Raw genomic sequence first — 26,276 nt, forward strand, 5'->3', positions numbered from 1 at the left:
GACAGCCCGAAGCGCCGGGGGAATTCCCCCGGCGCTTCTCTTGTTCTATTATGTTTGATTCAGCTCCGTACCGCGTCCGCAATGCCTGCAAGCATGCTGCAGGTCTCCGCACGGGAGGCGCTGTCCAGAGGGGCAAAACTGCCGTCTGGCCTGCCGTTGATGACGCCGGTGCGGCGCATGTATTCCACCGCCTCGGCCGCATAGGAGGAGATCTCGTTCACATCCAGGAACTGGCCCGCCGTGCCGCCCTTATTCAGGCTGACGCCCCGAGCGTTGAGGAAACGATAGAGCATCACCGCCATATCCTGGCGGGAGATGGGTGCGTCGGGGGCAAAGGTGGTCTCGGACGTGCCTGTGGTGATACCGTTCTCTACCGCCCAAGCCACCGCAGAAGCGTACCAGGCATCCTGCGCCACATCCTGGAATCCGGTGCTTCCCTGCCCTGTGGCATCGCCGCTGAGGCGGGAGAGCATGACCACAAATTCCGCCCTGGTCACGCTCTTTTCCGGCTCAAAAGCTCCATTGTCAGTGCCGTTGACCACCTGCAGGGCCACCAGCTTCTGGATAGCGGAGTACCCCCAATAAGTCTCGGGCACGTCGGAAAAGCGCACGGGCTCCTGCGGCTCCGTATCCGGCTGGGCGGGTTCGGTGTCGGGCGTAGTGTCAGGCTGATCAGGCTGTGTGGGTTTGGTATCGTCGTCATCGTCATCCTTGTCGCTGCTTCCGGAATCCTTCGTGAAGGTGACGGCGATGGGGTCGGAGTAAACGGTGTAGGTCTCCCCGCTAGCAGGCAGGGTATCCGTGGCGCTGAGGACAATGACGGCAACGCCCGCCTGCTCGGCCCAGAAGCGTCCCTGCTCGTCCTGCCGGACCTTCACGCCGGAGAGCTGGCGGAATCCCACCTGCTGGGCGGGCGTGCTCCCGCTGCGGCGCACCTCGTCGGCGGCAATGGCCACGGCGTTGGCCTCGCCGGTCTTGGCGGTTACGGAAGCACTCTCCACAGTCAGACCGGAGAGATAATCTGTGGCGTAGTCCACCCGGTTGGAGGTGATGCCGTGATAACCGTCGTAGAACTCCTGCTCGAAATCACTCTGTCCGTCCACCGTCCAGGGGTGGACATAGATGCCGCGGTGGCGGGCGGCCTGGACCAGCTCGGGGGTCTGGACGCCGTAGCCATAGTAGCAGTTATAGAAAGCGTTGAGAGGATCGATCCGCTCGCTGAGGCTCTGAAGATTCTCCGCCAATCCGGCGTCTCCGAAGAGGGTGCAGGGGTTGAGCTCTCCTTCGGAGATCTCGGGCATCAACTCCCGCATCAGTGCGATCTGCTCGTCGGAGAAGGAGATGAACACTACCCGGTCCTCCATGCCGCAGTCCCTGACTGCCTTGACCAGGGGTTCGATCATGGCGGGATCGGTGCTCTTGAGCTCGATGACGTGGATGACATCGTCGTCCGGATCGGCCGCATCCGCCGCGGCGAAGAGCTCCTCCAGGGTAGGCATCTTATCGCCCTCCTGGGCGGTACCGACCGTAAAGGTCAGGGCCTGGAGTTCCGCCTTGGTGGACTCGGACACCACCAGGTTTTCATTCATCAGGCGGCCGGTGTCGTCGTCGTGGTTGACCATGATGTAGCCGTCGCTGGAGAGGTAGACGTCGCACTCGATGGCGTCCGCGCCCGCCTCCACGGCCAGCTTGGCGGCCCGCTCGGAGTTTTCAGGGGCGGCCTCGTGGAAGCCGCGGTGGGCCACGATATAGGTGGGCCGGGTGAGGACCCGTTCGCCGTTGCTGTAGGCCTCAATGGCGTCTAGGGCGGCGGTCCAGTCGTCGGTCACAATACCGTCTGCGCCGGAGAGAATGATCTGGTCCAGCTCCTCCCCGGCAGTCTGGACCCACACAGTCACGGCGCGGGCCTGGATATAGCTCACAGTCTCCCGGGTGGCGGCGGAGGCGGGGATGAGGGCGATGCGCGCACCGCTGCGGTTGGTGTCGAACACCACGTCGATGGTCTTCTCCGGCATATCCCCGGTGAAGTCCAGCACCCCGCGGATACCGGGCGCACCGGCGCAGGCGATTTTCAGCACTTCGCTGTCCGTGGAGAATACATTTACGTCCACCAGGCCATTCTCTGCCATATACCGGGCGAAGGCGGCCGCCGTCTCCTCGTCCTCGATGCGGAAGCCGGCCAGGGCCTTTTTCTCCAGACGGGCCATGTAGTCCTTCAGGCTCACGCGTGTGCCGTCGTCTTCCACGGTGAGGTCCCCGGCCACCGCCTGTACCAGGGTGGCGGGACGGCGCTCTCCGGCGGCCACCGCCGCTGCGCTCTCACCGCTGTTTTCAGCCACCACGGTGGGGGCCATCACCAGGTCGGTCACGGGCTCATAGATATCGGTATCATAGCCGCTCAGGGTCACGGCCTGCGCGAATTCTACGGCCACAGGCATGGAGTAGACCGTGTAGGTCTCCCCGGTGGCGGGCAGGGTATCCGTGGCACTGAGGACAATGACGGCAACACCCGCCTGCTCGGCCCAGAAGCGTCCCTGCTCGTCCTGCCGGACCTTCACGCCGGAGAGCTGGCGGAATCCCACCTGCTGGGCGGGTGTGCTCCCGATGCGGCGCACCTCGTCGGCGGCAATGGCCACGGCGTTGGCCTCGCCGGTCTTGGCGGTTACGGAAGCACTCTCCACGGTCAGGCCGGAGAGATAGTCCGTGGCGTAGTCCACCCGGTCGGAGGTGATGCCGTGGTAGCCGTCCCCAAACTCCTGCTCAAAAGTGCTCTGGTCATTCGCCGTCCAGGGGTGGACATAGATGCCGCGGTGGCGGGCGGCCTGGACCAGTTCCTCCGTCTGCGCGCCGTAATTGCAGTTATAGAAGGCATTGAGGGGATCCAGCCGGTCGCTCAGGCCCTTTATATTGGTGGCCAGATCGTTGCCGGAGTTGGTACAGCTGTTGAGCTCGCCCACTGAGATCTCGGGCATTTTCTCCCGGATGCGTTTGATCTGCTCGTCGTGGAAGGAGATAAACACCACCCGATCCTCCATGCCGCAGTCTTTGATCACCTGGACCAGAGGATCGATGAGTTCGGGGGCCGAACTCTTGATCTCGATCACATGGATAATATCGTCGTCCGGATCGGCCTCATCCGCCGCAGCGAAGAGCTCCTCCAGGGTAGGCATCTTATCGCCCTCCTGGGCGGTACCGACCGTAAAGGTCAGGGCCTGGAGTTCCGCCTTGGTGGAACCGGACACACTCAAACTTTTATTCATCAGGCGGCCTGTGGTGTCGTCGTGGTTGATCATAACATAGCCGTCACTGGAAAGGTAGACGTCGCACTCGATGGCGTCCGCGCCCGCCTCCACGGCCAGCTTGGCGGCCCGCTCGGAGTTTTCAGGGGCAGTCTGGTGGAAGCCGCGGTGGGCCACAATGACGGTGGGCCGGGTAAGGACCTGCTCACCGCTGCTGTAGGCCTCAATGGCGTCCAGGGCGGCGGTCCAGTCGTCGGTCACAATGCCGTCCGCACCGGCCAGGATGGCGGTGTCCATCTCGTCCCCGGCGGCCTGGACCCAGACGGTCACGGCGCGGGCCTGGATATAGCTCACAGTCTCCCGGGTGGCGGTGGAGGCGGGGATGAGGGCGATGCGCGCACCGCTGCGGTTGGTGTCGAACACCACGTCGATGGTCTTCTCCGGCATATCCCCGGTGAAGTCCAGTACCCCGCGGATGCCTGGCGCACCGGCGCAGGCGGTTTTCAGCACTTTGCTGTCTGTGGAGAACACCGTCACATCCACCAGGCTGTTCTCCGATGCATACTGGGCAAAGGCGGCGGCCGTCTCCTCGTCCTCGATGCGGAAGCCGGCCAGGGCCTTTTTCTCCAGGCGGGTCATATACTCGGACAGAGCGATGCGCGCACCGTCGTCTTCCACAGTGAGGTCCCCGGCCACCTCCCGCACCAGGGTGGCGGGACGGCGCTCCCCGGCGGCCACCGCCGCTGCGCTCTCACCGCTGTTTTCAGCCACCACGGTGGGGGCCATCACCAGGTCGGTCACGGGCTCGTAAACATCGGTATCATACCCATTCTCCGCCAGGGGCTTTTCCATGGGCAGATCCGGGAGGTCGGAGGTCACCCGCAGGCTCTTGACCTCCGCGTTCAGGCGGTCGTAGGTGAACGCGATCTTACCGTCGGCCCCGGCGGCAGGGACGCGTTCGGATTTGATCATAAACTCCTCGTTGATATACTCATAGATCACGCCGTCCTTATAGAGGATGGTGAGCTTATAGGTCTTGTCCGGGGAGATCGCCTCGCCGTAGGAGGCGGTATGGGTCACATTCCAGCCATTCGCCATGTTGGCGCACTCCACGCCGTTGCTTGCGGTGGCGTTCTGCCGGACCGCCATCTGCCAGAAGGTGTATTGATAGTCGTCCTCGGATGGTTTGAGGCCGTAGGAGACAGCCATCCACCGGCTATTGTTGACGGCGCTCTTGAGCTGCACCTCGGCCTCGATGCAGAAGTCCCGGCCGAAGTTCCACACCGGGAAGACCACATTTTCATAAGTGTTGCCCACAGTGCCGCTGACCTCCAGCGCGCCGCCGGAGATGCGGGCGTAGTCGCTCCCCGCCATACGCAGCGTGCAGTAATTGAGCAGGTCGGCGTCGTCAAAGTCATAGTTCACTTCGCTGTTGATATAGAGGGGCAGGGAGGCGCTCTTCTCCCCCTGGTCCAGGGTGAGCATCCAGCAGCCCTCCTCCTCTTCCCACCGTACGGAGGGCGTGACCGTCTCGTCTTCCAGCAGGGCGGAGACCTGTTGGGCAATGGCGTGGGCGGTGACGGCCTCCGCACTGTCAAACTGGAAGGTGCCCTGCATCACCCGGATGAAATAGGGCTTCAGGGCGTCAAAGTCGGTGGGCGCGCTCCGGCGGACGGTGACTTGCAGCGTTACCGTGGCCTCATCGTCCTTGAGGGACAGCTTGGCGGTAAAGCCGCCGCTCTCCCTACCGGAGACAACGATGGCTCCCCCTTGGGTCAGGAAGTAGGAGCCCGCCAGGACGCTCTTCAGCTCGTCCTCCACCGCGGCGCGGACATCCCACTCCGTGGCGCTGCTGGCCACCGTGATCTCCATAGCCTCCGCCGCCAGATCCCTGACGGCCTCCACTGGCGTTACGGTCTCCAGCTCCACCGGGATGCCGGTGCTGTCCACGCTCAGCTTCAGAGAGAGGGTTCCCAACGTCCCGCTCTGGACAGGCAGCAGCGCCACGCCGTCGGTAAAGTCCAGGCTGACTTCGGTTGTGCCGGACTCCTTCAGGGCGATCCCCTTTACTTTGAGGTCGGGCAGCCCACTCTCGCCCAGGAACCGGCTGTGGTCCCGCAGGGCATTGGCCCGCAGCTCCCCGGCGCTCAGGGCCCGGTTATAGACCCGGACGCTGTAATACTTGGCTTCCGTCTGGTAGGCCGGGCCGGGCTTCCCGCTGTTGTCGGCCAGCCGTCCCCCCAGGATGACCTGCTCGGCCGCAGCAGGATTGGCGGCGTTCACCTGGCCCTTGGCCGTGCCGTCCAGATACCAGGTTGCGGCCCCGGAGGCCTTGTCAAACACCACCGCGCTGGGGGCACCCAGGGCGCTCTCAAAGGATACCTTCAGCCGGGCATTTGCCCCCTGCTTGAGCTCCATGGTGGAGCCCGGGGTCCGGGTGAAGATGCTCCAACTGTCTGCGGTCTCGTCCACAGTCAGCAGAGGGGAATAAGCGCGCTCGTTGCCGCTGTAGCCCTCGCTGTCCACAAAATACTCCACCGTGTAGGCGTCGCCGTTGACCGCCTCCGCCACGCACGCGGGGAGGTAGACCTTGCTGTTGTCCAGCACCAAGCCGTTGCCCTCAAAGTAGTTGGCGCCCTCGCCCGTTACCTTGTCCACCTCGGGGCGGTTGATATAGACGATATCGTTGTTCTCATAGACAGGGTCCCGGCTCCCGGCCAGGTTCGTCCAGGTGCCCGCCTCCGCGTCGGTGCCCTCCAGGCCGTCCAGACGGAGGACCAGCCCATCTTCCACATATGCGTCGGGAATAGGCTCCATATACCCACTCAGGCGCACGGTTTTTGTCCCGTCGATCGATGCATCGCCCAAGTCGATGCGAATGCGCCCCTCCACACCCTGGATCAGGGCGCCCTCCACTGCGGCGGACGCCGCCGCTGAGGCCCGGACCGGAACGGCCGACACCAGGATCGCACCGGCACACAGGAGGGAAAGCGCACGGTTTCGTGCATTTCTCATCTGTTCTGCTCCTTTCATCTCTCCTAACAGAATCGGCTTCCGGCTTCTGGCCCTCCGCCGTATGGGCAGACGCCGTCCCGGCCTGCCGCAGATGTATTATAGGGTCCGGTGTGTAAAATCCGCTATCGGGCCGCCGTAAATCCACCGGCAGTTTCCACTCTGCAAATTTTTTGTATTCCCTCTGTCCGGACATTTACCTGCGCTTTTCCATTGTCCCAACCTCTCCTGCACCGCTCTTTACCCAGTCCCCTCTCCCCCTTTGCACAAGCAGTTATCCGTATTTTTTTCGCGGACCGTGCAAGAAGTTTCCCCCGTTCACCCTGAATCTCTGCGTAAAAGTTTTGAGCGCCCCCTGTAAACCCCGCTTCGGGAAAACGATGCGCCGCAAGGCAGGGGCGCAGGAAACCCCTCCTTACAAAGCACAATGGGGAACCACCGGAATCGGCGGTTCCCCATTGCGCTTTTCTTCTGTCTCCAGCCCGAGCTCTGCGCCTTACAGTGGGGCGAAACTTTCCATGGACTGAGAACTCCATCGCCCCCGTCGCACGGAAGGCCCTCCCCGCCTTTCTCGCGCTTTTCCCCTGTTTTTTCTGAAAGCCTTCCCCCTTTTATTCATAGTCAACAGTCAGAGGAGGCGGGCGGAACGCCCGTCCGCTCCGCCCCTCTCCCCCTTTTGTGCCGGAAGTCCTCTTCGCACACCGGCCTATGTACTCCCGGATCAGAGCCAGTCGTCCACCACGTCCCGGGCCGAAGCCGGGCCCACGGTGTTGCGCAGCATCCGGTCCACCAGCGCGTCAATGCGGGAGATGCTTACCGTGATGTTGGGAATCACCGCTGTATCGCCGCCCTGCTCCGCCACTTTCACGCCGTAGCTCTCGCAGGCAAAGCGTCCGCCCACCTCCATCTCTCCGATCACCACATAGTAATCAAAACTGTGGAGCCTGCCGTCCTCTCCCACCGCTGTCCTCGTCTCAACAAACAGTTCTCTCATCCTTGTATCTCTCCTTCTCTTTTGCTTGGTCGTATCATTATACCTTAAATGTAACATTTTGGAAATTATAAAATATCGCACGATTCTCTTTTTTTCGATATTATTCATATAAATTCCCCCTTGTTTTTTGTATAAACACGTTCCTTTTCCAATATATTGTCGAAATATGCGGCATATTTTTGGAATTTTTTTAAACTTGTGTCAAATGGTTTTTCTCTGTTATCATGGGCATAAATCCAAACTTGGGAGGGGATCGGATGATCCATTCTCTTTTCCGCCGGCCCGCCCGGCTCCACGAGCTCTCTTTCTTTCTCATGACCCGCGGACTCTTTCTTACATATGCCCTGTTGTTGGCCGCCGTTGCGCTGCTGTTGGCCGGACAGGACCCCTGGCTCGCCGGATGGTACGCCCGCTACCTCCAGTCCATGGCCTGTGTGCTCTTCGGTGTGTCCCTCATCGGGCCCCTTCTGCTGGAGGACGTGCTGCGGCGGACCTTGTGACCCCTTGCATTCCGCCTGCACGGTGCTATAATGGTGCTACCGATAAAAAGGAGGCACCTATCGATGCATATTGTTCTGCTGGAATCCCTGGGGGTCCCCCAGGAGGTCCTTGCCGCCTGCGCACGCCCCCTGGTGGAGGCCGGACACACCTTTCATGCCTATGCCAGAGAGGACGATCCGCAGACACAGATCGCCCGTGCCGGAGACGCCGACGTCCTTATGATCGCCAACATGCCTCTGTGCGGCGAGGTCATCTCCGCCTGTCCCAACCTCAAATTCATTGACGTGGCCTTTACCGGGGTGGACCATGTGGACCTGGAGTCCGCCCGCGCCAAGGGCATCCGGGTCTCAAACGCTGCGGGCTATTCCACCCAGGCGGTGGCGGAGCTGGCCGTGTGTCTGATGCTCTCCCTGCTGCGCAACGTGCCCCAGGTGGACGAGCGATGCCGGAACGGGCGGGACAAGAGCGGTCTTGTAGGCACCGAACTGGGCGGCAAGACCGTAGGGCTCATCGGCGTGGGCGCCATCGGCTCCCGCACCGCCAATCTCTGCCGGGCGTTTGGCTGCAAGGTGTTGGGCTACAAGCGCCATATGCGCGGAGATGAGCCCTCCTTTGTGGAGTTTGTGCCCCTGGACGAGCTGCTTGCCCGGTCCGACATCGTCTCCCTTCACTGCCCATTGAACGACGACTCCCGAGGGCTGATTGACCGGGCGGCCATCGCGAAAATGAAGCGCGGAGCCTACCTTATCAATGTGGCGCGGGGACCCGTGGTGGACTCCCAGGCCCTGGCCGACGCCCTGAACAGCGGCTATCTCGCCGGAGCGGGGATCGACGTCTTTGAGGCCGAACCGCCCCTGTTCGCAGACCACCCGCTGCTCCACAGCAAAAACACCATCGTCACCCCCCATGTGGCCTTTGCCTCAGCGGAGTCCATGGAGGCCAGGTGCAGGATCGTGTTTGACAACATCCAGAAGTGGCTGGAGGGCACTCCAGTCAACGTGGTCCTTTGACCCCGCGCCGCCGCTTTTCTGCCGGAAGCCCGACGGACCGCAGGAAAAAACAGCGCTGCTGTCCCGGTGTCCGGACGGGACGCCCCTGTTCAAAAAAACCGAAAGCGGAGCGGACGGCCATCCGGCCGCCCGCTCCGCTTATTGCTTCAGATCATAGTAGAACATGTATTGCTGGAGGATGCCCAGTCCGCCCCGGTACCGCTCTCTGGGAAATCCGCCGGGATAGTGCCGGTCCAGGACCTGCCGGATGTGGGTGTCCACCGGGAAGAAATCCGTGCGGTGGAGGCCGAAGAGGCAGACGCAGTCTGCCACCTTCTTCCCCACACCATAGAGCCCCATCAGGGTCCGCTCAGCCTCCTCATCCCCTGCATCCGACAGTGTGCGCTCCAGCGCCTCCAGTCCCCCGCCCGCCAGCTCCCTGGAAAGCCATGTCAGGTATTTGGCCCGGTATCCCAGGCCCACGTCCCGGAAATCAGCCTCAGAGACGCCGGTCAGACCGTCCGGGCGCGGGAAAGCCCGGAACCCGCCCGTCGATTTTCCATACCGCTCCCGAAGGAGGGCCATGCTGCGGGTAATGCGGGTGATGTTGTTGTTCTGTGAGATAAGGAAGCTCACCAGCACCTCCCAAAAGTCCTGGCGGAGGATCCGGATGCCGCCTCCATGGGCCACTGCAGCGGTGAGATACCTATCCGCCGGGTCCACGGAGGCTTTCAGCGCCCCATAGTCGGTGTCCAGATCGAAATATCCGGCCCAGAAGGCGTCGAACTCCGCCATGTCACAGGAAAATGTCAGCTCTTCCCCCCGCTGGCAGGCCGTCACCAGCCGCTCTCCCGCGGGAATGGTCCAACTGCCTGCCGCCCCCCGCCCCCAGGTGAAGCACTGACCGGAGGCGGCGATCTGCGCCAGGTCCAGGTGGGGAATGGTGCGCCGGATCAACTCAGCCCACCACCTGCAGTTCCTTTGGATAGGCGTTGAGGACCTCGCAGCCCTCCTCGGTGACCAACACCAGATCCTCGATACGCACCCCCAGCTTACCCGGCAGATAGATGCCCGGCTCGACTGAGAACACCATCCCGGGCCGGGTGAGCACACCGCAGGCGGCGGAGTTATCGGGGGGCTCATGGCAGTCCAGGCCGCAGCCGTGTCCCAGGCGGTGGGTGAAGTGGGGACCGTAGCCCGCCTCCTCAATGACACGCCGGGCCGCCCGGTCGATCTCCCGCATGGGCATGCCCGGCCGGATCACAGCCTCCGCCGCCAGGTTGGCGGCTTTCACAGTCTCATAGACCCGGCGCCCCTCCTCACTGGCAGAGCGGAAGAACACCGTGCGGGTCATATCGCACCAATAGCGCCCAATGGGGATGAAAATATCCAGCACCACCGAGTCTCCCTCCCGGAGGCGCGTGCCGTCCGGGCCATGGTGGGGGTCGGCGCCATTGGGGCCGAAGCAGACCAGTTGTCCCTCGCTGGAACGGTTGGCCCCCTTCTCCTGGAAGAGCCGCTCCACCAGATCGGCGATCTCCGTCTCACTGGCTCCGGCGTGGAGGGCGGCGATGGCCTGTCCCACCACCTGGTCATTGATCCGGGAGGCGCGGCGCATGGCGGCGATCTCTGCCTCGTCCTTGATCATCCGGGCCTCGTCCACCGGGGCGGACCCCAGCACCGGAGCCACGTCGGGCCGCGCCTCCAGCACGCGGATGAGAAATTTGCTGGGCCAGGATTTGTCGATCCCCAACCTGCCCGACGCCACCCCGGCCGCCAGCAGCGCGGCCGGGTCATCGCTGTCGGTATGGAGGAGGAGCTCCAAGTCCTCCTGGGGAGGAATGGCGAAGAGTTCATTTGCATAGAGCACACAGCGGCCGGAGGTGTGGATATACAGGGCCAGCATCCGCTCCATAGGCTCCACATGGATACCGGTGAGATAGTAGACCGACGAGGTGGAGGTAACGACGATCTGTTCCAGGCTCTGGGCCTCCATATTGGCGATAACCCGGCTGAGTCGGGTTTTGTTCATGGCGATCACTCCTTTCCCGCTATTATAATGCGGTTGGCGCCCGGCTGCAAGCCCAGGAACCCGAAAAATCATCCGTCTCGACCTCCCGATCCCCTGTTCCATCGGGCACTGCCCGTGGTATAATAACAGTCCAAAGGAAAGGAGTGGAACTATGACTTTATTGGAAGCGATGGAGCGCCGCCATTCCGTGCGCAGCTATACGGACCAGCCGATCTGCGGCGAGGTTCTGGCATCCCTGGAGCGGGAGGTGCGCGCCTGCAACATAGAGGGCGGGCTGCATATCCAACTGGTCACCGGCGAACCGGAGGCTTTCCGCGGCGTGCTGGCCCACTACGGAAAATTCCGCAACGTCAAAAACTATCTGGCCCTGGTCGGGCCCGGTGGACCATCCCTGGAGGAGCGGGCGGGCTACTACGGGGAACGGCTGGTCCTGACCGCCGCCATGCTGGGGCTGGATTCCTGCTGGGTGGCGCTGACCTTCCGCAAGGGGAAGTGTCAATACGTCGCCCGCCCGGGCGAAAAGCTGGTCTGTGTCATTGCGCTGGGTTATGGAGAGGGCCACGGCGTCCCCCATAAGAGCAAACCGCTGGAGGCCCTGTGCCGGACGGAAGGCCCTATGCCCGATTGGTTCCGCCGGGGCATGGAGGCCGCCCTTCTGGCCCCCACGGCCACCAACCAGCAGAAGTTCCGCTTCACCCTCTCCGGCGACGCCGTCCGCGCGGAATCCACCGGCGGCTTTTATTCCAAGGTGGACCTGGGCATCGTCAAGTACCACTTCGAGGTCGGCGCGGGCCCCGCTGCCTTCCACTGGTCCTCTCCCGGCCGCTGACCTCTCCCTTCTCCGCCCCGCGGCGCTGGAAAACAGCATATTTTAAAGGCCTGTTCCCAAACAAGCCTCGGCTGTGTGCTTTTCTCTCTCCATGTCGATTCCCTGATGCAGAAAAACTGCGCTGCATCAGGGGATCTTTTCTGCCGCTCAATAACCGTTAAGCGGGATGGAGCCGTCGTCAGCGGCCTTTTCAATGGCCCGTATTACGGCATAATAGCCGTATGTATCGTTTACCCGGATATAGAACCGCTCTCCCACCTTTTTCCCCAGCAGCGCCCTGCCCACCGGGGACTCACGGCTGATGAGACCGTGAAGGGCGTCCTGCCGCATGGTGGTCACCACCTGGTAGGTCTCGGTGTCATCGTCGTCCTCCAGATAGACGGTCACCTTGTCATAGAGTCCCACGCCGTCCGAAGGGGCCTCCTCCGAGATCACCACCGCTGTTTTGATCATGTTCTCCAGGAAGCGGATGCGGCTTTCATTGCGGTTTTTCTCCTGCTTGGCCGCCTTGTACTCAAAGTTTTCACTCAAGTCTCCGAATCCCCGGGCCTCCTTCACCGCCTCCAGCAGCTTGGGCCGGAGCTGGATGCGGCGATAATCCAGCTCGTCCCTCATCATCTGGATATCCTTTTGCGTCAGTTCGTTGTGCATGGCAGATTCCCTCTTTAAAAACGATTGTTTTCACCGGTCTTCCGGAGCGGCCTCAGGGATCATCCCGTTCCCGGTCGGCGTCGCCGTATCCGCCCCGGGGGAGGTTCTCGCCCGCGGCAGGGCCGGTTGCTCACATGTTGCCATTATATCGGAACCGGGCGATATTTACAAGCGGCGTCGCCTATGGGCGCCATTCCCGACGATGTTCCGCCTTGCCAACTCCCTCCCTTGGGGCTATACTGTGGATGTCAGCTTGAGGCCGATGCGGCTTATCCGCTTTGTGAGGTATTTTATGAAGCAAATACAATTGGAATATTTTATTGAAGTCGTTGAGCAGAATAATTTTACGAAGGCTGCGGAAAAGCTGTTTATCAGCCAGTCCGCGTTGAGCAAGTCCATTCAGTCCCTGGAAAAAGAATTGGACACCTCGCTTTTTACGCGTGATCCCCGGGAATTGAAGCTGACGGAAGAGGGGCGGCTCGTATATCATTACGCAAAGGACGTCCTCAACTATTGGCATGACCGTACCGCGGAATTATTTTCTTCACTCAATTATAAAAAAGGGACCCTGCGTTTCGGCCTTCCGCCTTCTGCGGGGAGCGTATATTTTTCAAGGGTCCTCTACCTGTATTCAAAAGAGTACGACCATGTCGATCTTCAGATTTTTGAAGAAAAATCGAAGAAGATCGAAGAAATGGTCTTGAATGATAAGCTGGATCTGGGGGTAGTGGTTGAGCCGTTCCACAACCCAAAACTGGAGTTGAAAACCGTATTCCGCTCGGAAGCCGTTTTGGCGGTGTCCAAAGACCACCGCTTTGCAGACAGAAAAGAAATCGACTTTGCCGCGCTGAAAGAGGAACCGATGCTGGCCGTATCGAAAGATTATATGTACTATGACCAGGTCATCCTGTACTGTCAAAAGGCTGGTTTTACGCCGAACATCGTTTTCCACAGTTCTCAGTGGGATATCCTGTTGGAAATGGCGGCGGAAAACCAGGGGGTCACCATTATTGGAAAGCCGCTTGTGGAAAAGATGTACAGCGAGCGGTTAAACTGTATCCATCTAAAGAATCCGGAGTTCCCCTGGGGGTTGGGGGTGATTTATAAAAAGGGGAGGCCATTGACCGTCCCTATGAAGTGTTTCTTGGCGCTTTGCGGAGAAGATCTATAATTTTGCGGGTGGTGCGGCGCAGGCCGCCCAGCCGTTTTCAACAGGTTTATTTCACCGGGCTGAAATTCAGCCCGGTTTTTTATTTGTCCGGTAATCCCTGCGCTCTGCCGCCAGGGAGACATCGCTATGAATTCGATTCATACGGCGATGAAAAAGATGTATTTATCAAATCATTTCCGTTCCACTATAATGAAGCCACAAAGTCAGCCGCCCTTATAAACGGCAGGCCTAACTCCAAAGATGAGAGTCTAAGCAGGGAAGGAGATTTCAGATGAATCGATATCAGGAAATGTACCAACAGAAAAAAATGACAGCAGAACAGGCCCTGGAACTAATCCAAGACGGTGACTACATGTTTTCCGCACAGGCCGCGGGAGAACCCCAGGCAATCCTTTCGAAGCTGCAGCACCTGAAGAAGACCGGCGTGAAAGGCACCACGCTGAATACCTGCCTCCCCCTCCAGTATTACGATGTCATGAAAGACCCCGACATGAAGGGCATCATGGATCACAGCGGATGGTTTTTTAACGCAGGACTTCGCGACGCCCAGAAGAAAAAGCTGGTCAGCGCCGTACCGCAAAGCTCCACCTCCATCTTGCGGAAAACGCTCCAGCGGCTGAACTATGAGGGGCGACGGCCTGTTGTAATGGCAACCGTTTCTCCCATGGATGTACATGGATATTTCTCCCTCTCCATCAGCGCCATCTACGAGAGAGATCTGATCGATCGGGGCGCCCTGGTGCTGCTGGAAGTAAACCCGAACTTCCCCCGGACGTTCGGCGATACGCAGGTACATATCTCAGAGGTCGGCGCCCTCGTGGAATCCGACCGGCCGATCCCCACGGCAAAGCTGGCCCCCTATACCGCTGTCGATCAAAAGATTGGGGAGTACGTGGCTTCTCTGGTGGAGGACGGCTCCACCATCCAGCTCGGTATCGGAAATATTCCCAACGCCGTGGCAAAGGAACTGAGGAGCAAGAGGCACCTAGGCATTCACACGGAAATGTTTACCGAGACCATGGTCGACCTGATCGAGTGCGGCGCCGTAGACAATTCCCAGAAGGGGCTTCTCAACGGGTATTCTGTATGCTCCTTCACGATGGGCAGTCAGCGGCTGTACGACTACGTCAACAACAATCCCTCCGTTCTGTTCAAGTCCTGCACGTTCACCAATGATCCATATACCATCGGTAAGAACAACAAGTTTGTCTCCGTAAACGCCAGCCTTGAGATCGACCTCACCGGCCAGTGCGCATCCGAAACGGTGGGCAACCTGCAGTGGTCGGGCACCGGCGGGCAGTCCGAGACCGTGCAGGGCTCGCAGATGTCCCCCGGCGGAAAATCCATCATTGCCATGCACTCCACGTATACCACAAAGGACGAAAGCGGCAAAGAGGTCCTCCACTCCAAGATCGTGCCGTTCCTTGCGCGGGGCGCCGCAGTCACAACTTCCAGAAACGACACGGACTATGTTGTCACGGAGTACGGCATCGCCTGGCTGCGCGGCCTGAATATCCGCCAGAGAGTCGACGCGCTGACCCGGATCGCTCATCCGGACTTCAGAGACTGGCTGAGAGAAGAAGCGGAAAAGAACATGATCTGGTAAGCCGCGGGGGAAAGCTCCCGGTTTTCTCCGGTATGCATTCCCCCAAATTCCGGGGAGTACGGAATGGAAAGGAGGTGAACTATGAATTGCTCCGCTTTTCAAATCAAAACTTTCAAGGCCTATGACGGCGCGGAGATCCACTATGTAGATGTAGGCAGCGGTCAGCCGATGATATATGTCTGCGGTTTTGGAAGCACGATCGCGTCTCAGGCCCCTTTTATCGACGCCATGCGCTCCCGCGGGAGAATCATCGTATTGGATCAGCGCGCTTTCGGCACCACGCCTGCCACAGGTGAAATGGGGGTCCATCAGTCCGCCCGAGACGTCAAGGCCCTTATGGAGGCCCTGGAGCTTCCGCATGTCGTTCTGTATGGCTACTCCATGGGGGCGGCCGTCACATTCTCTTACATCAGTCAGTTCGGCACCGCCGGCCTTTCTAAAATCATTCTGGGCGATATGTCCCCCAAGCTGATCAACGAAGGCGACTGGGCCCTGGGCCTGTATCAGGGGCATTATACCCGGAGCATGTATGAAAAGGATCTGGAGCTGATCCGTACCGACTACAAGCGTTTTGCCCTGATCGTGGCGGAAGGACTTCTTTTTCAAAACTCTCCCCAGCATGCCCGCAATTTTACCGGCACCGCCGATGAGATCCGTGCGCGCATCCTGAATAAACGCAACGACCCCATCGCACAGGGCCTGATCCAGGGCATGGTCGATATCACGGAGGAACATATGGCGGCCAATTACGAGTACTGGTCCACCATGGCCGGTTCGGATTTCCGCACCGTCCTGCCTGAGATCGACGTCCCTGTTTTGATTTTATACGCCGACCCCGGTTCCGGGTATTCTCCCGCCACCGCAGCATATATGAAATCCCAGCTCCCCAACGCCGCGCTGATGCCCATTTACGGCTGTACCCATATGGCGGCATCTGAAAACCCCATGCAGTGGCGCGGCTGTATTGCGGCCTTTGCCTATTCCTAAGCCCCGTTTTGATCTGCGGTCCATCTGCCTACTACTGTGGAAATGAGTGCAAGGCCATCTGGTTCCAGAATTCGCGCCCCGCGCTTCAGGACTTGTCTCACTACCGGCGCCACGCCCAAGCCGCGGAACCTTTTCCGCGCCGCCGGCCCCGGCTTTCATTTTCAGGCAAGACTTAAGCGCCCCATATGGCCGTAAAAGAAAGAGAGGGAAAAATATGCAGATAGTCAGTGTTATCGGCATGATCGTTGGTGTTGTAGTCCTCATTTATTTGACCTTCAAGGGATTGAACGGCTTTGTCGCCTCCCTGATCGGCTCCATCATCGTTATCATTACCAGCGGCCTCCCCTTCTGGGGAACGCTGACCGGTTCTTACGCCGCTTCTCTGGGAAGCACCTTTGGTTCTTATTTGTTCCTCTTCACCATCGGCTCCGCTTACAGCGAACTGATGAAGAAGAGCGGCGCCGCCGAATCGATCGCCAACTTCCTGTTTGGTTTTCTCGGTGTGAAGGCGACGGTTGCGGGCACCCTGATCATCACCTTCCTGCTGGCATACGGCGGCGTCAACGCCTTTATCATCATCTTTGCCGTCTATCCCGTTGCGGTCCCCATGTTCCGTAAGGCCAACGTATCCAAGCTCCTGATGCCGGCCATTTTCCTGTACGGCGCCGTGGTCTTGAATGTTGTCACCCCCGGCGCCCCCTCCATGCTGTGCATCACCCTGTCTGAGAAACTGGGCGTCACCACCTTTGCGGCTCCCACCATGGCCATTGTGATCCTTGTCCTGGCCTTCGGCTTCGGCATCCTCTATTTTACCTGGGCTGCCAATTCCCTGCGTGCCCGCGGCATCGGGTTCGTCGCCTCGGAAAGTGATGCCGAGCTGATCGCGGGCAGCACCGGCGGCAAGGAGCTGCCCCCCATCCACATGGCCATTCTGCCTTACGTGGTCATTGTCGTTTTGAAGCTGGCCCTCGCCAACGCCATGAGCGCTTCCGACGGCATTTGTACTGCCATGGGGGCCGGTATCATTGTTCTGATCCTCACAAACTACAAATATCTGAAAGGACATATCGTACAGGACTTTGTCAACGGGTGGCTCTCCAGCATCAATCCCCTGCTTCTGACCGCCGCTCTGATGGGCTTTGCCGCTGTGGTCAACATTTGTCCCGGATTTGAGTATTTCATGAAGTTTGCCATGCTGATGGCCGACAAAATGAACCCCTACATCTCCGCCGTTATCGTCACCAATGTGTTCTCCGGCATCACCGGCGCTTCTCTCAGCGGCACCCAAATCTTCTGCAGCACCATGGCCGACCAGTTTATGGCTCTGGGCACGGTCAACGCCCAGGCGCTCTATAAGGTCGTGGGCATGGCGGCCATGGGAATGGACACTCTGCCCCACTGCCCCACCTTCGTGATGGAGGCCCAGGTTTGCGGCGTCACCACCAAGGAGTCTTATCCCTATGTTATGGTCATGACCGTAATTACCCCAATCGTTCTGGCGCTGGTCGCTGCCGGTATGGCAATCGTTGGGCTGATCTGATTCGATCAACGCGGCGGTGAAGCCGACATAAGTGGAAAGGGTCAGCGCCCATCAATATGGCCGCCGGCCCTCTTTCCATCTTCCCCATTTCAAACTATTTTTCACGACACGGCGCGCACGGCCCCGGCGGGAGACGCGCGGCCCTCGAGACAGAAAGGAAGCGGAATCATGGCAAAAGTTATGACGGCAAAAGAAGCAATCGCAGCCTACTTCTACGATGGCGCGACCGTTACCTTCGGCGGGTTTGCCAATGGGCTGATGCATCCGGAGGAGATCATGACGGCGCTGGAGGAGGCCGCGCGGCAGGGACACCCGAGGAATCTGACGGTCGTTTACGCCTCGGGCCAGGGTGACAGCGCCGACCGCGGTCTGAACCATCTGGCGGTGGCGGGCCTGTGCAAAACCGTGATCGGCGGGCACTGGGGCTTGGCGCCCAAGCTGGGCAGATTGGCCGCGGAAAATAAGCTGGCCGCATACAACCTGCCCCAGGGCGTCATTTCCGAACTATTCCGCGAAATTGCGGCGAAACGTCCCGGCGTCATAACGCATGTCGGCCTGGACACCTTCGTGGACCCCCGCCTGGAGGGGGGAAAGATCAACCAGGCGGCCCGGGACGCGGGCGATCTGGTCAAGCTCATTGAGTTTCAGGGTGAGCAGAAGCTGTTTTACCCATCCTTCCCGATCCACATCGCGGTGATTCGCGCAACCTATGCCGATTGTCACGGCAACTGCACCTTTGAAAAAGAGGGCGCCTATGCCGAGGCGCTTGCCCAGGCCCAGGCCGCCCACAATTCCGGCGGCAAGGTCATCGTTCAGGTGGAAAAGGTAGTCTCCCATGGCTGCCTGGATGCCCGGCTTATCCGTATACCCGGAATCTATGTAGATGCGCTGGTGGTAGGCAGTCCTGAAAATCACATGCAGACCTTCGGAACCCATTACGACCCCGCCTTTTCGGGAGAGGTCCGCATACCCCTGGATGCCCTGGCCCCCCTCCCCATGGGCGAACGTAAGATCATCGCCCGACGGGCCGCCATGGAGCTGGTCCCCCATGCCGTTACAAACCTGGGGATCGGCATGCCGGAAGGCGTGGCCGCTGTGGCCGCTGAGGAGGGCATGGAGGGCATGGTCCTTACCACCGAAGTGGGCGGCATCGGAGGCGTCCCCGCCGGGGGGAAGGATTTCGGCGCGTCTACCAATGTGGATTGTATCCTGGAGCAGCCCACGCAGTTCGACTTTTATGACGGCGGCGGTCTGGACGTGGCCTTTCTGGGCCTGGCCCAAATGGACAGGAGCGGAAACATCAATGTCAGCAAGTTTGGGCCCAAGATCGCGGGCTGCGGCGGGTTTATCAACATCACGCAGAACGCCAAGAAAGTCGTCTACTGCGGGACTTTTACCGCCGGCGGGCTAAAGATCGCGGTAGGGGAGGGCCGTCTGGTCATCCAGCAGGAGGGCAAGGTCAAAAAACTGATTGATCGAGTCGAACAGGTCACTTTTGCCGGAGCCTATGCCGTCAGGCACGGACAGCCCGTCCTCTATGTCACCGAACGGGCCGTTTTTGAGCTGACCGCCGACGGTGTGGAGCTGAAGGAGGTGGCCCCCGGAATCGACATCCAGAGGGATATTCTCAGCCAGATGGACTTTACCCCCATTCTAAAAGACGTCAAGACAATGGACGCGCGTATCTTCCGGGAGGAGCGCATGGGTCTTGTCCATTAGACCGGCCCGCCGCCTTTCCCCTGTAAAACAGAGAGAACACCCTATTGAAATATCAGGAGGTCTGCTTCATGACGATCCAGGAAATAACGCTGGGCAACTGCGCCAGCACAACCAAAACCGTCACCGAGACGGATGTCTATCTCTTTGCCGGCATTACCGGAGACTTAAACCCCGCCCACACCAATGAGGTCTCGGCCAGCCAGACCCCCTTCGGCGGCCGGATCGCCCACGGTATCCTGGGCGCCGGCTTCATTTCGGCAGTCCTGGGCATGAAACTGCCCGGCCCCGGGACCATCTACCTCGGCCAGGAATTGAAGTTCACCAGGCCCGTCCATATTGGAGACACCGTCACGGCGACCTGCACGGTCCGTGAGATCATACCGGAAAAGAATATCGTCAAATTTGACACGGTCTGTACCAATCAGCGGGATGAAATCGTCATCCAGGGAATGGCCACCGTTATGCCGCCGAAGGCATGACCGGCAGCCGCGCCAAACCGTCACGCAAGGCGGGCGTATCTCATCGATGAGATACGCCCGCCTTGCACCGTCTCTCCGCCAAAATTCACGGCTGGGCACGCCCCATGGCATTGGCCCTGCCGGTCTCTCCCCCAGTTTGTGTTTGGACGCCGCCCAGCTCAAGCCGTTCCAACATCGGATCTGCCTTCTTCAAGGCCCTTTCGGCGCATCTGTTCCATCAGGTTCTGGTAGAGGATTCCAAAAGCAATGGGCTTGGAGATGTGGGCGTTCATCCCGACTTCCGTGGTGGCTGCGATGTCCTCGGCAAAGGCGTTGGCGGTGACCGCGAGAATGGAGACGCTGCGCCCCTCTTCGACCGCATAGCTGCGGGCCAGGGTGCGGCCCACCTGCTGGGCGTTTTCCAGCCGCTTGTTTTGCAGGATATCCAGATTGGCGATTGCCAGGAGCAAAAACATCAGAAGCATCAGGCCATAAAACCGGTTCTGAGCCCCAAAATTATTGTCGTTTTGACTCTCTTCATGCTTCTCACGTCACCCTTCCGCTTATCGGATAGGGGCCGCTCACTATCCCGGGCCATTGGCCGTCGGGGACATCAGCCCCTGCAGCGTGCGCAGCAGCTCCCGCATATCCAGGGGCTTGGCCGCGTGGGCGTTCATAACGCACTGGATGCAGCGCTGGATGTCTTCGGAAAAGGCATCCGCCGTCATGGCGATGATGGGTATGTCCGCGTCCGGGCGGTCACAAGCGCGGATGGCCCTCGTGGCCTCATAGCCATCCATCATCGGCATCCGCAGGTCCATCAGCACCGCGTCATACCAGCCCGGCTCGGACACCTGGAACTTCTCCAGGCAGATTCGACCGTTTTCCGCCCAGGTCAGCTCAAATCCATAGGGGGCAAGCAGCTCACGGGCGATTTCCCAATTCAGTTCATTGTCCTCCGCTATCAGAAGCCGCCTGCCGGTATAGTCCGCCCCGGCCTTCTGGTCGGCCTCGTTCTTGGCCTCCGCCCCTTCCTTGAAGCGGCTGAGCCCATAGTACAGCGTGGACTTGAACAGCGGCTTGGAGAGAAAGCCGCTGACCCCTGTAGCCCGGGCCTCCGCCTCGATGCTGCTCCAATCATAGGCGGAGATGATCAGGATGGGAACGTCTTCCCCAATCTTCTCCCGCATCCTTCGTGCAGTCTCGATGCCGTCCATACCGGGCATCTGCCAGTCCAGGAGCACGATGTGGTAATCCCGCGCCTCCGCATGGCGGCGCTCCGCCATCTCAACGGCGGAGGAGCCGTCCAGCGTCCAGTCTGCCCGCAGTCCGATCTCTTGCAGTGCGTCGGCGGCGCTGATGCAGAGCCGCTCGTCGTCGTCCACCACCAGGATGTCCCAGGCGGGCAGGAGCATCTCCTCCTCCCGCTCTTCGAATCGCTCCAGATCCAGCGTCACATGGAACTGGCTGCCCTTGTTCAGCTCGCTCTGTACCTCGATAGTGCCGTCCATGGCGTCTACGATGTGCTTGGTGATGGCCATGCCCAAACCGCTGCCCTCGGTCTTGTGGACCCGTTTGTTGTCCTCCCGCACAAAAGACTCAAAAATCCGGCTCTGGAATTCTGGGGACATGCCGATGCCGGTGTCCTCGACCGAGAAGTGGGTGCGGATGTATCCCTCCCCTTTTGGAGAGGGCTCTTGGCTCAGCGTCACATGAATTTGGCCGCCGGCAGGCGTGAATTTCAGCGCATTGGAGAGCAGGTTGATCAGGGCCTGGTTGAGGCGCACGCCGTCACAGTAGACTCGCTCCTCCCGGATGTCCTGGATGAAGATGTCAAACACCTGCTTTTTCGCGCTGATTTGGGGCTGTACTATACTGACGATGTTGTCCATGACCTCCCGCAGGGAGATGAGCTCCATGTCCAGCGTCAGCTTGCCGCTTTCGATCTTGGACATGTCCAGCACGTCGTTGATGAGGCTCAGCAGATACCGGCTGGAGAACGTGATCTTCCGCAGGTAGTCCTTCACCTGGTCCGGTTTGTCGATATTCGTGGTGGCGATGGCCGTCATGCCCACGATGGCGTTCATGGGGGTGCGGATGTCGTGGCTCATATTGGACAGGAATTCGCTCTTAGCCTGGTTGGCGCGCTCCGCCTTCTGCCTCGTCTTGTCCAGCTCCACCATCTGCTGCCGGGAGAGGCGGAAATAGCCCAGAAAGATCGCCAGCATTGCCAGCATGATAATACTGCACCCGGCCAGGGCGGTCCACACACGCTGATTGCCCAGAGTAGTCAGCGTCTCGTCCAGAACGCCGCGGGGCATAACCGTGACTATGGTCCACTCCGTATTGGGCAGGGGCGCGCAATAGGCGTGTCTCATCTCGCCGCCGATGGGCACCACCATGCTGAACTCCGTGCGGGTCTCCACGGCCTGCCGCAACTCCGCCATCGTGTCGTCGATGTCTTCCAGGCCGTAGTCCCGGCCATTTCCCCTGATCCAGTCGTAGCAGCTGTCGGGTGGGATGTCCGTATTTTTTGCCACAAAACTGCCGTCGGCCCGGATGATATGGGTGAAGATCAGGGTGTTGTCCACGCCCAGGGAAAGGGCGTCGCTGAGCTGTTTGATGGGAAAGCCCGCCACCAGGGCGGTACACCTCTGTCCGCCGGGCATGGGGTAGCCCACATCGTTGGGATAGCCCACGGAGATACCATAGAGCAGCATCATCTCGCCGCCGGCCGTGGTCCCCAGGGTCACCAGCTTGTCGCCGCTGTTCATGCTGACCAGGAAAATCTCCTTGTTCTCCAGCGCCACATCCTCCCCGCAGAGGACCTCGGCCTCTCCCTCGGTGCTGTAGAGCGCCAAGTGGACAAAGCCCCGGTATGCGGCCGCTCTCTTGAGCCGCTCTCTGGTCGTCTGATCCAGGGCGGTCACGCTCTCCGGCGGTATCGCCTGGACGATCCCCCCACCTGAATCATCTGTGTACTCGTCATCGTCTCAAAATGGTGCTGGATATGGGTGCTCATACCCTCCATATAGGTACCCACCACCTGGTTCAGGGCCGCGTTGTTCTGCCTGCCCATAAGGTTGGTAATCGCCGAAAACACGCCGATGCACAGGGCCAGAAGACCGACAAAACTGACCCCTAAAAACCAAATGGTCTTCTTATACATGCCACTTCCCCTGCCTTTGCCCGCACCGCCCCGCTCCGGCGGCGGAAACAGAATGATGCTCTTCCTCCGGCACGGCATTGCGGCAGAACGTGCCGCATCAGATTGCGCCGTTTTTCAACGTCGAGGGACTTGGGGAAACGGGCGTCCATCCCCGCCCTCCGGTGCCCGCACCTCCGCCGGCCCCTACAGCGCTGTGTTTTATCTGCCGATCGCGCCGATGGCTCCGACTATCCGCTCATAGGCCAGTGTGATCTCCGGCAGCATGGCATAAGCCCCGTCCGGGTCCCCAGCACGCAGCAGCTCCACCTGGCGGGTGAACAGCGGACACAGCGCCGTCATCGACAGGTTCCCGGTCATCCCCTTCAACGTATGGGCCGCCCGCAGTGCCTCCTCCGTGTCCCGCTTGTCCGCCGCCGCCAGGAGCTGCGCGTAATTGGCGTCGCCGGTAAACCTCTGCAGCATCCGCTCCAAGAGTGCCTCGTTTCCCATAAACCGTTCCAGCGCGCCGTGCACGTCGACGCCCGCAGCGGTGAGTTGTTCCTTTTTCCAAGCTTCCATTCTGGCTTCTCCTTTTCGTTTACTCCGACTGGTACAGTCCGGCGAGTGATTCCTCCACCGAGAAAAAGGCGTCCAGCAGTTTAGGATTGAATACGCCGCACGCTCCGCCGCGGATCATCTCCAGTACCTGCGCCCGGGGGAAAGCGTCCTTGTAGACCCGCTTGCAGCTCAGCGCGTCGTATACATCGGCCAGAGAGACGATCTGTGCCCAGGGAGAGATCTCGTCCCCCTTCAGGCCGTCCGGGTACCCGCCCCCGTCCCAGCGCTCATGGTGGTGGCGGGCGATGTCACAGGCATAGTAATAGGCCCCGTTCTCCCGCAGCTGCGGGATCCGTCCCAACAGCCGGGCCCCCTCTGTCGTGTGGGTCTTCATGATCTCAAACTCCTTCGGCGTCAGGCGGCCGGGTTTGTTCAAAATGGCGTCGGGGATGGCGATCTTTCCCACGTCGTGCATGATGGAGGCCAGGGCGATCTGTTCCGTGCTCTCCCGGGTCAGTCCCTCCCCCCAGGCGGTGTGCTCCAGCATATATTGGGTGATGTCGTGGATGCGCCGGACATGGTCCCCGGACTCCTCGCTTCGAAATTCGATGGCCGTGGACAGCGCTTCGATCATCCCCTGGTTGAGCAGAATAATCCGCTCGGCCTGCCGGAGCAGCTCGGCCTGCTGCTTCATGACCTGGCTGGACAGGCTCTTCCTGGCCCGAAACAGCTCCACCACTGAATTGACCCGTCGCGTCACGATATAGGGTACCACCGGTTTGCTGATGACATCCATGACTCCCAGATTGTAAGCCTCCCGCATCAAGGCGTCTCTGCTCTCGGCCGTGATGAGGAACACCGGCACTTCATCCACAAGCCCCAATCCCTTGAGATGCTGCAAGGTCTCCAGGCCGTCCATCTCCGGCATCATCACGTCCAGAAGGACCGCGCAGTAGTTCTCCGGCGCCGCCGTGATCTTCTCCAGTCCGACCCGACCGTCTTCCGCTTCCTCCACCTTGTAATAGGCAGAGAAAATATTGTCCAGGATGCCGCGGTTGATCGCGTCGTCATCCACGATCAGCAGCGTCTGCGGGGCGACGTATGGGACATTCCCTATGGTCTGTTCCATCTGGCCACACTCTCCTTTGCGCGTTCTCGCCCGGTTCCCCTGCAAAAAGGAAAACAGAGCGCAAGGGCCGCTCCCAAGAAAGGGCCTTTGGTCTCTGTTATTGCCGCTGCTCTTTCTGCAGTAATGCGTTCATTTTTGATTTATTATATAAAAAACTCGTTTTTTTACAATATACTAACTTTGACCGTATGTATATAGTATTGCAGAAATTTTTGTTACCTGCTATCATAGGGGCAAGCCTAAGGAAGGGACATGATATAGTATGGAGCAGTATGAGACCTTGTTCTCCCGGGTCTATCAGGATTTGAAAGGGCGGATCGTGACCGGACAGCTCCCCGCCGGCAGCGACTTCCCCTCCATCCAGCGCCTGCGGCAGGAATACCAGATCGGTTTTCGCACCGCGAAAGAGGTGACGGTCAGGCTGCGGGAAGATGGCTACATCGCCTCCAGAGACAGAAAACCGCCGCAGGTCTGCTGGGAGGGCGGCATGCCCGCCGCCCTTGCAGTGCTGTCCCACAGGGGACATCTGTCGGAACTGTATGACGCCCTTGCGGTCGTCATGCCGCTGCTGTCATCCTTTGCCTCCCAGACATGTGATATGCGTCTCTTGCCCTGTTATGAACAGACGAAGCGGGCCATGCACCGGGGCATAAAGCCCCACGAGTGGGGCCTTATGCCCCGGCTGTGCCGGGAACTGTTTCAAGCGTGCGGAAACCCTTTGTTTTCTGAAGTCTATGCCCGCTTTAACCGGTATAGCCACCTGCCGTTTTTCTTTGCGTGTGACGACTCCCCACTTCTCGCGCAAATGGACCGGTATGGGGATTTTTTCGCGGCCCTGGAAAACCGGAACATCCAGGAAAAATACAACTGGCTGACTGCCAGTTATCTGCGCACTGCGGACGCCGTTCGGATGTCGCTCCGTCGGCTGGAGGCGGAGTACCGGGACGTAGCGCTTCCCCCGGCGGAGCCCTTTCAGTGGAAAAGTCTGTATGGATGCGATCCGATCTATATCCAGATCACACAGGATCTTATCACCAAGATCAACACCGGCGTCTATCCGCTGGAACAGTATCTTCCCCATGAAGCCGAACTCGCCAAAGCCTACGGCGTCTCCCTGACCACGGTGCGCAAAGCGCTGGCCGAACTGCGGTGGCTTGGTTACTGCCGTACCCTCAACGTAAAGGGCAGCATCGCCCAGAGGCGTTCCATTGAGACCGCCCGCCGCACCGTGCGGAATCCCACCCGAAAGCGGGACGCGATGCGGTATCTCTACGGACTGCAATTCATGGCCCTGCTGGCCGGCCCTGCCGCACGGCTGGCCGCTCCGCGTTTCACCGCGGAGGAGAAAGCGGCCTTGGCGGCCCAGTTCAAGCGCCCCGACGCCATCCCGCTGATCCTCCTGGTAGAGTGCATCGGCAGGCATCTGGACCCGGAGCCCTTGCGGGCAATTTTCCTTGAGACAGAGCACCTGGTGCGCTGGGACTACTGCACCCTTCTGCATGAGCCCCGTTCCGAGAGGGTCCGGCGGGTAAACCACAAAAGCCGTGCCGCCTTCGACGCTCTGCTGGCGGAGGATATGGAGACCTTTTCCCTGGAGATGGCCGACTACTACCGCCGCTCTTTCCAGATGGTCCGGACACAGTATATCCAGTATTACCGGCTCGGCGAGGCGGAGGCCGTCATGGCTCCACCTTTGGGGCTCCTCTAACCTGC

Annotated in this window: 20 protein-coding genes; 10 read left to right on the forward strand and 10 right to left on the reverse strand. The window is 60.0% G+C overall.

Features of this window, described 5'->3' with window-relative positions:
• Positions 1–59: 59 nt before the first annotated feature.
• Both SRB521_RS12230 and SRB521_RS12235 read right to left on the reverse strand, forming a co-directional pair.
• Positions 60–6,254 (reverse strand): glycerophosphodiester phosphodiesterase family protein, encoded by a 6,195-nt coding sequence (locus tag SRB521_RS12230; RefSeq protein WP_165366636.1) that lies wholly within the window; start codon positions 6,252–6,254, stop codon positions 60–62.
• Between the two features lie 718 nt (positions 6,255–6,972).
• The gene (locus SRB521_RS12235) at positions 6,973–7,245 is read right to left on the reverse strand and encodes a DUF6514 family protein (protein WP_075704409.1); all 273 of its coding nucleotides are present in this window, start codon (positions 7,243–7,245) and stop codon (positions 6,973–6,975) included.
• 257 nt (positions 7,246–7,502) lie between these two features.
• Here SRB521_RS12235 and SRB521_RS12240 point away from each other — a divergent pair, with 257 nt between their 5' ends.
• The gene (locus SRB521_RS12240) at positions 7,503–7,745 is read left to right on the forward strand and encodes a hypothetical protein (protein WP_058118229.1); all 243 of its coding nucleotides are present in this window, start codon (positions 7,503–7,505) and stop codon (positions 7,743–7,745) included.
• A gap of 63 nt (positions 7,746–7,808) precedes the next feature.
• Positions 7,809–8,756 (forward strand): 2-hydroxyacid dehydrogenase, encoded by a 948-nt coding sequence (locus tag SRB521_RS12245; protein WP_075704410.1) that lies wholly within the window; start codon positions 7,809–7,811, stop codon positions 8,754–8,756.
• A 138-nt stretch (positions 8,757–8,894) separates the two neighbouring features.
• Here SRB521_RS12245 and SRB521_RS12250 read toward each other — a convergent pair whose 3' ends face one another.
• Together SRB521_RS12250 and SRB521_RS12255 are read right to left on the reverse strand one after the other, a co-directional pair.
• Positions 8,895–9,692 carry a DNA-3-methyladenine glycosylase family protein gene (locus SRB521_RS12250; RefSeq protein WP_075704411.1) on the reverse strand — a complete coding sequence of 266 codons (798 nt, stop codon included), beginning with the start codon at positions 9,690–9,692 and terminating at the stop codon, positions 8,895–8,897.
• Position 9,693: 1 nt separating this feature from the next.
• Positions 9,694–10,767, reverse strand: a complete 1,074-nt coding sequence (locus tag SRB521_RS12255; RefSeq protein ID WP_116722107.1) for a M24 family metallopeptidase — start codon at positions 10,765–10,767, stop codon at positions 9,694–9,696.
• A 151-nt stretch (positions 10,768–10,918) separates the two neighbouring features.
• Between SRB521_RS12255 and SRB521_RS12260 the strand changes: the two genes are divergently transcribed.
• The gene (locus SRB521_RS12260) at positions 10,919–11,596 is read left to right on the forward strand and encodes a nitroreductase family protein (RefSeq protein ID WP_075704413.1); all 678 of its coding nucleotides are present in this window, start codon (positions 10,919–10,921) and stop codon (positions 11,594–11,596) included.
• Between the two features lie 147 nt (positions 11,597–11,743).
• Here SRB521_RS12260 and SRB521_RS12265 read toward each other — a convergent pair whose 3' ends face one another.
• Positions 11,744–12,247: a GreA/GreB family elongation factor gene (locus tag SRB521_RS12265; protein ID WP_033118547.1), complete on the reverse strand. Its 504-nt coding sequence runs from the start codon at positions 12,245–12,247 to the stop codon at positions 11,744–11,746.
• On the opposite strand from SRB521_RS12265, the gene SRB521_RS12270 reads away from it, so the two are divergent.
• From SRB521_RS12270 to SRB521_RS12295, 6 genes are all read left to right on the forward strand, one after another.
• On the forward strand, positions 12,246–13,418 hold the full coding sequence (locus SRB521_RS12270; protein WP_242943947.1) for a LysR family transcriptional regulator: 1,173 nt from the start codon (positions 12,246–12,248) through the stop codon (positions 13,416–13,418). The two genes, SRB521_RS12265 and SRB521_RS12270, sit on opposite strands and share 2 nt — an antisense overlap.
• 271 nt (positions 13,419–13,689) lie before the next feature.
• The gene (locus SRB521_RS12275; RefSeq protein WP_075704414.1) at positions 13,690–15,024 is read left to right on the forward strand and encodes an acetyl-CoA hydrolase/transferase family protein; all 1,335 of its coding nucleotides are present in this window, start codon (positions 13,690–13,692) and stop codon (positions 15,022–15,024) included.
• A gap of 81 nt (positions 15,025–15,105) precedes the next feature.
• Positions 15,106–16,011, forward strand: coding sequence for an alpha/beta fold hydrolase (locus SRB521_RS12280; protein WP_058118236.1), 906 nt, complete (start codon positions 15,106–15,108; stop codon positions 16,009–16,011).
• Between the two features lie 214 nt (positions 16,012–16,225).
• Positions 16,226–17,551, forward strand: coding sequence for a GntP family permease (locus SRB521_RS12285; RefSeq protein ID WP_075704416.1), 1,326 nt, complete (start codon positions 16,226–16,228; stop codon positions 17,549–17,551).
• A gap of 168 nt (positions 17,552–17,719) precedes the next feature.
• Entirely contained in the window at positions 17,720–19,270 is a 1,551-nt protein-coding gene (locus tag SRB521_RS12290; RefSeq protein WP_116722108.1) for an acyl CoA:acetate/3-ketoacid CoA transferase, read from the forward strand.
• Between the two features lie 68 nt (positions 19,271–19,338).
• Positions 19,339–19,749, forward strand: coding sequence for a MaoC family dehydratase (locus SRB521_RS12295; protein WP_033118541.1), 411 nt, complete (start codon positions 19,339–19,341; stop codon positions 19,747–19,749).
• A 158-nt stretch (positions 19,750–19,907) separates the two neighbouring features.
• Here the strand turns inward: SRB521_RS12295 and SRB521_RS12300 are convergent, their stop codons facing one another.
• The 5 genes from SRB521_RS12300 to SRB521_RS12315 all read right to left on the reverse strand — a co-directional run bounded on the left by SRB521_RS12300 (position 19,908) and on the right by SRB521_RS12315 (position 24,563).
• The gene (locus SRB521_RS12300; RefSeq protein ID WP_116722109.1) at positions 19,908–20,213 is read right to left on the reverse strand and encodes a response regulator; all 306 of its coding nucleotides are present in this window, start codon (positions 20,211–20,213) and stop codon (positions 19,908–19,910) included.
• A 99-nt stretch (positions 20,214–20,312) separates the two neighbouring features.
• Positions 20,313–22,658, reverse strand: a complete 2,346-nt coding sequence (locus SRB521_RS12305) for a hybrid sensor histidine kinase/response regulator (protein WP_338068271.1) — start codon at positions 22,656–22,658, stop codon at positions 20,313–20,315.
• Complete coding sequence (locus SRB521_RS16820; protein ID WP_338068272.1) at positions 22,655–22,897, reverse strand: hypothetical protein; 243 nt, start codon at positions 22,895–22,897, stop codon at positions 22,655–22,657. The genes SRB521_RS12305 and SRB521_RS16820 overlap by 4 nt, the downstream gene beginning before the upstream one ends.
• A gap of 198 nt (positions 22,898–23,095) precedes the next feature.
• On the reverse strand, positions 23,096–23,455 hold the full coding sequence (locus tag SRB521_RS12310) for an Hpt domain-containing protein (RefSeq protein ID WP_116722110.1): 360 nt from the start codon (positions 23,453–23,455) through the stop codon (positions 23,096–23,098).
• A 19-nt stretch (positions 23,456–23,474) separates the two neighbouring features.
• Positions 23,475–24,563 (reverse strand): HD-GYP domain-containing protein, encoded by a 1,089-nt coding sequence (locus tag SRB521_RS12315; protein WP_116722111.1) that lies wholly within the window; start codon positions 24,561–24,563, stop codon positions 23,475–23,477.
• A 262-nt stretch (positions 24,564–24,825) separates the two neighbouring features.
• On the opposite strand from SRB521_RS12315, the gene SRB521_RS12320 reads away from it, so the two are divergent.
• Positions 24,826–26,271, forward strand: a complete 1,446-nt coding sequence (locus SRB521_RS12320) for a GntR family transcriptional regulator (protein WP_116722112.1) — start codon at positions 24,826–24,828, stop codon at positions 26,269–26,271.
• Positions 26,272–26,276: the final 5 nt, after the last annotated feature.

The organism is Intestinimonas butyriciproducens (assembly GCF_004154955.1).
In the GTDB taxonomy this organism is placed as follows: Bacteria; Bacillota; Clostridia; order Oscillospirales; family Oscillospiraceae; genus Intestinimonas; species Intestinimonas butyriciproducens.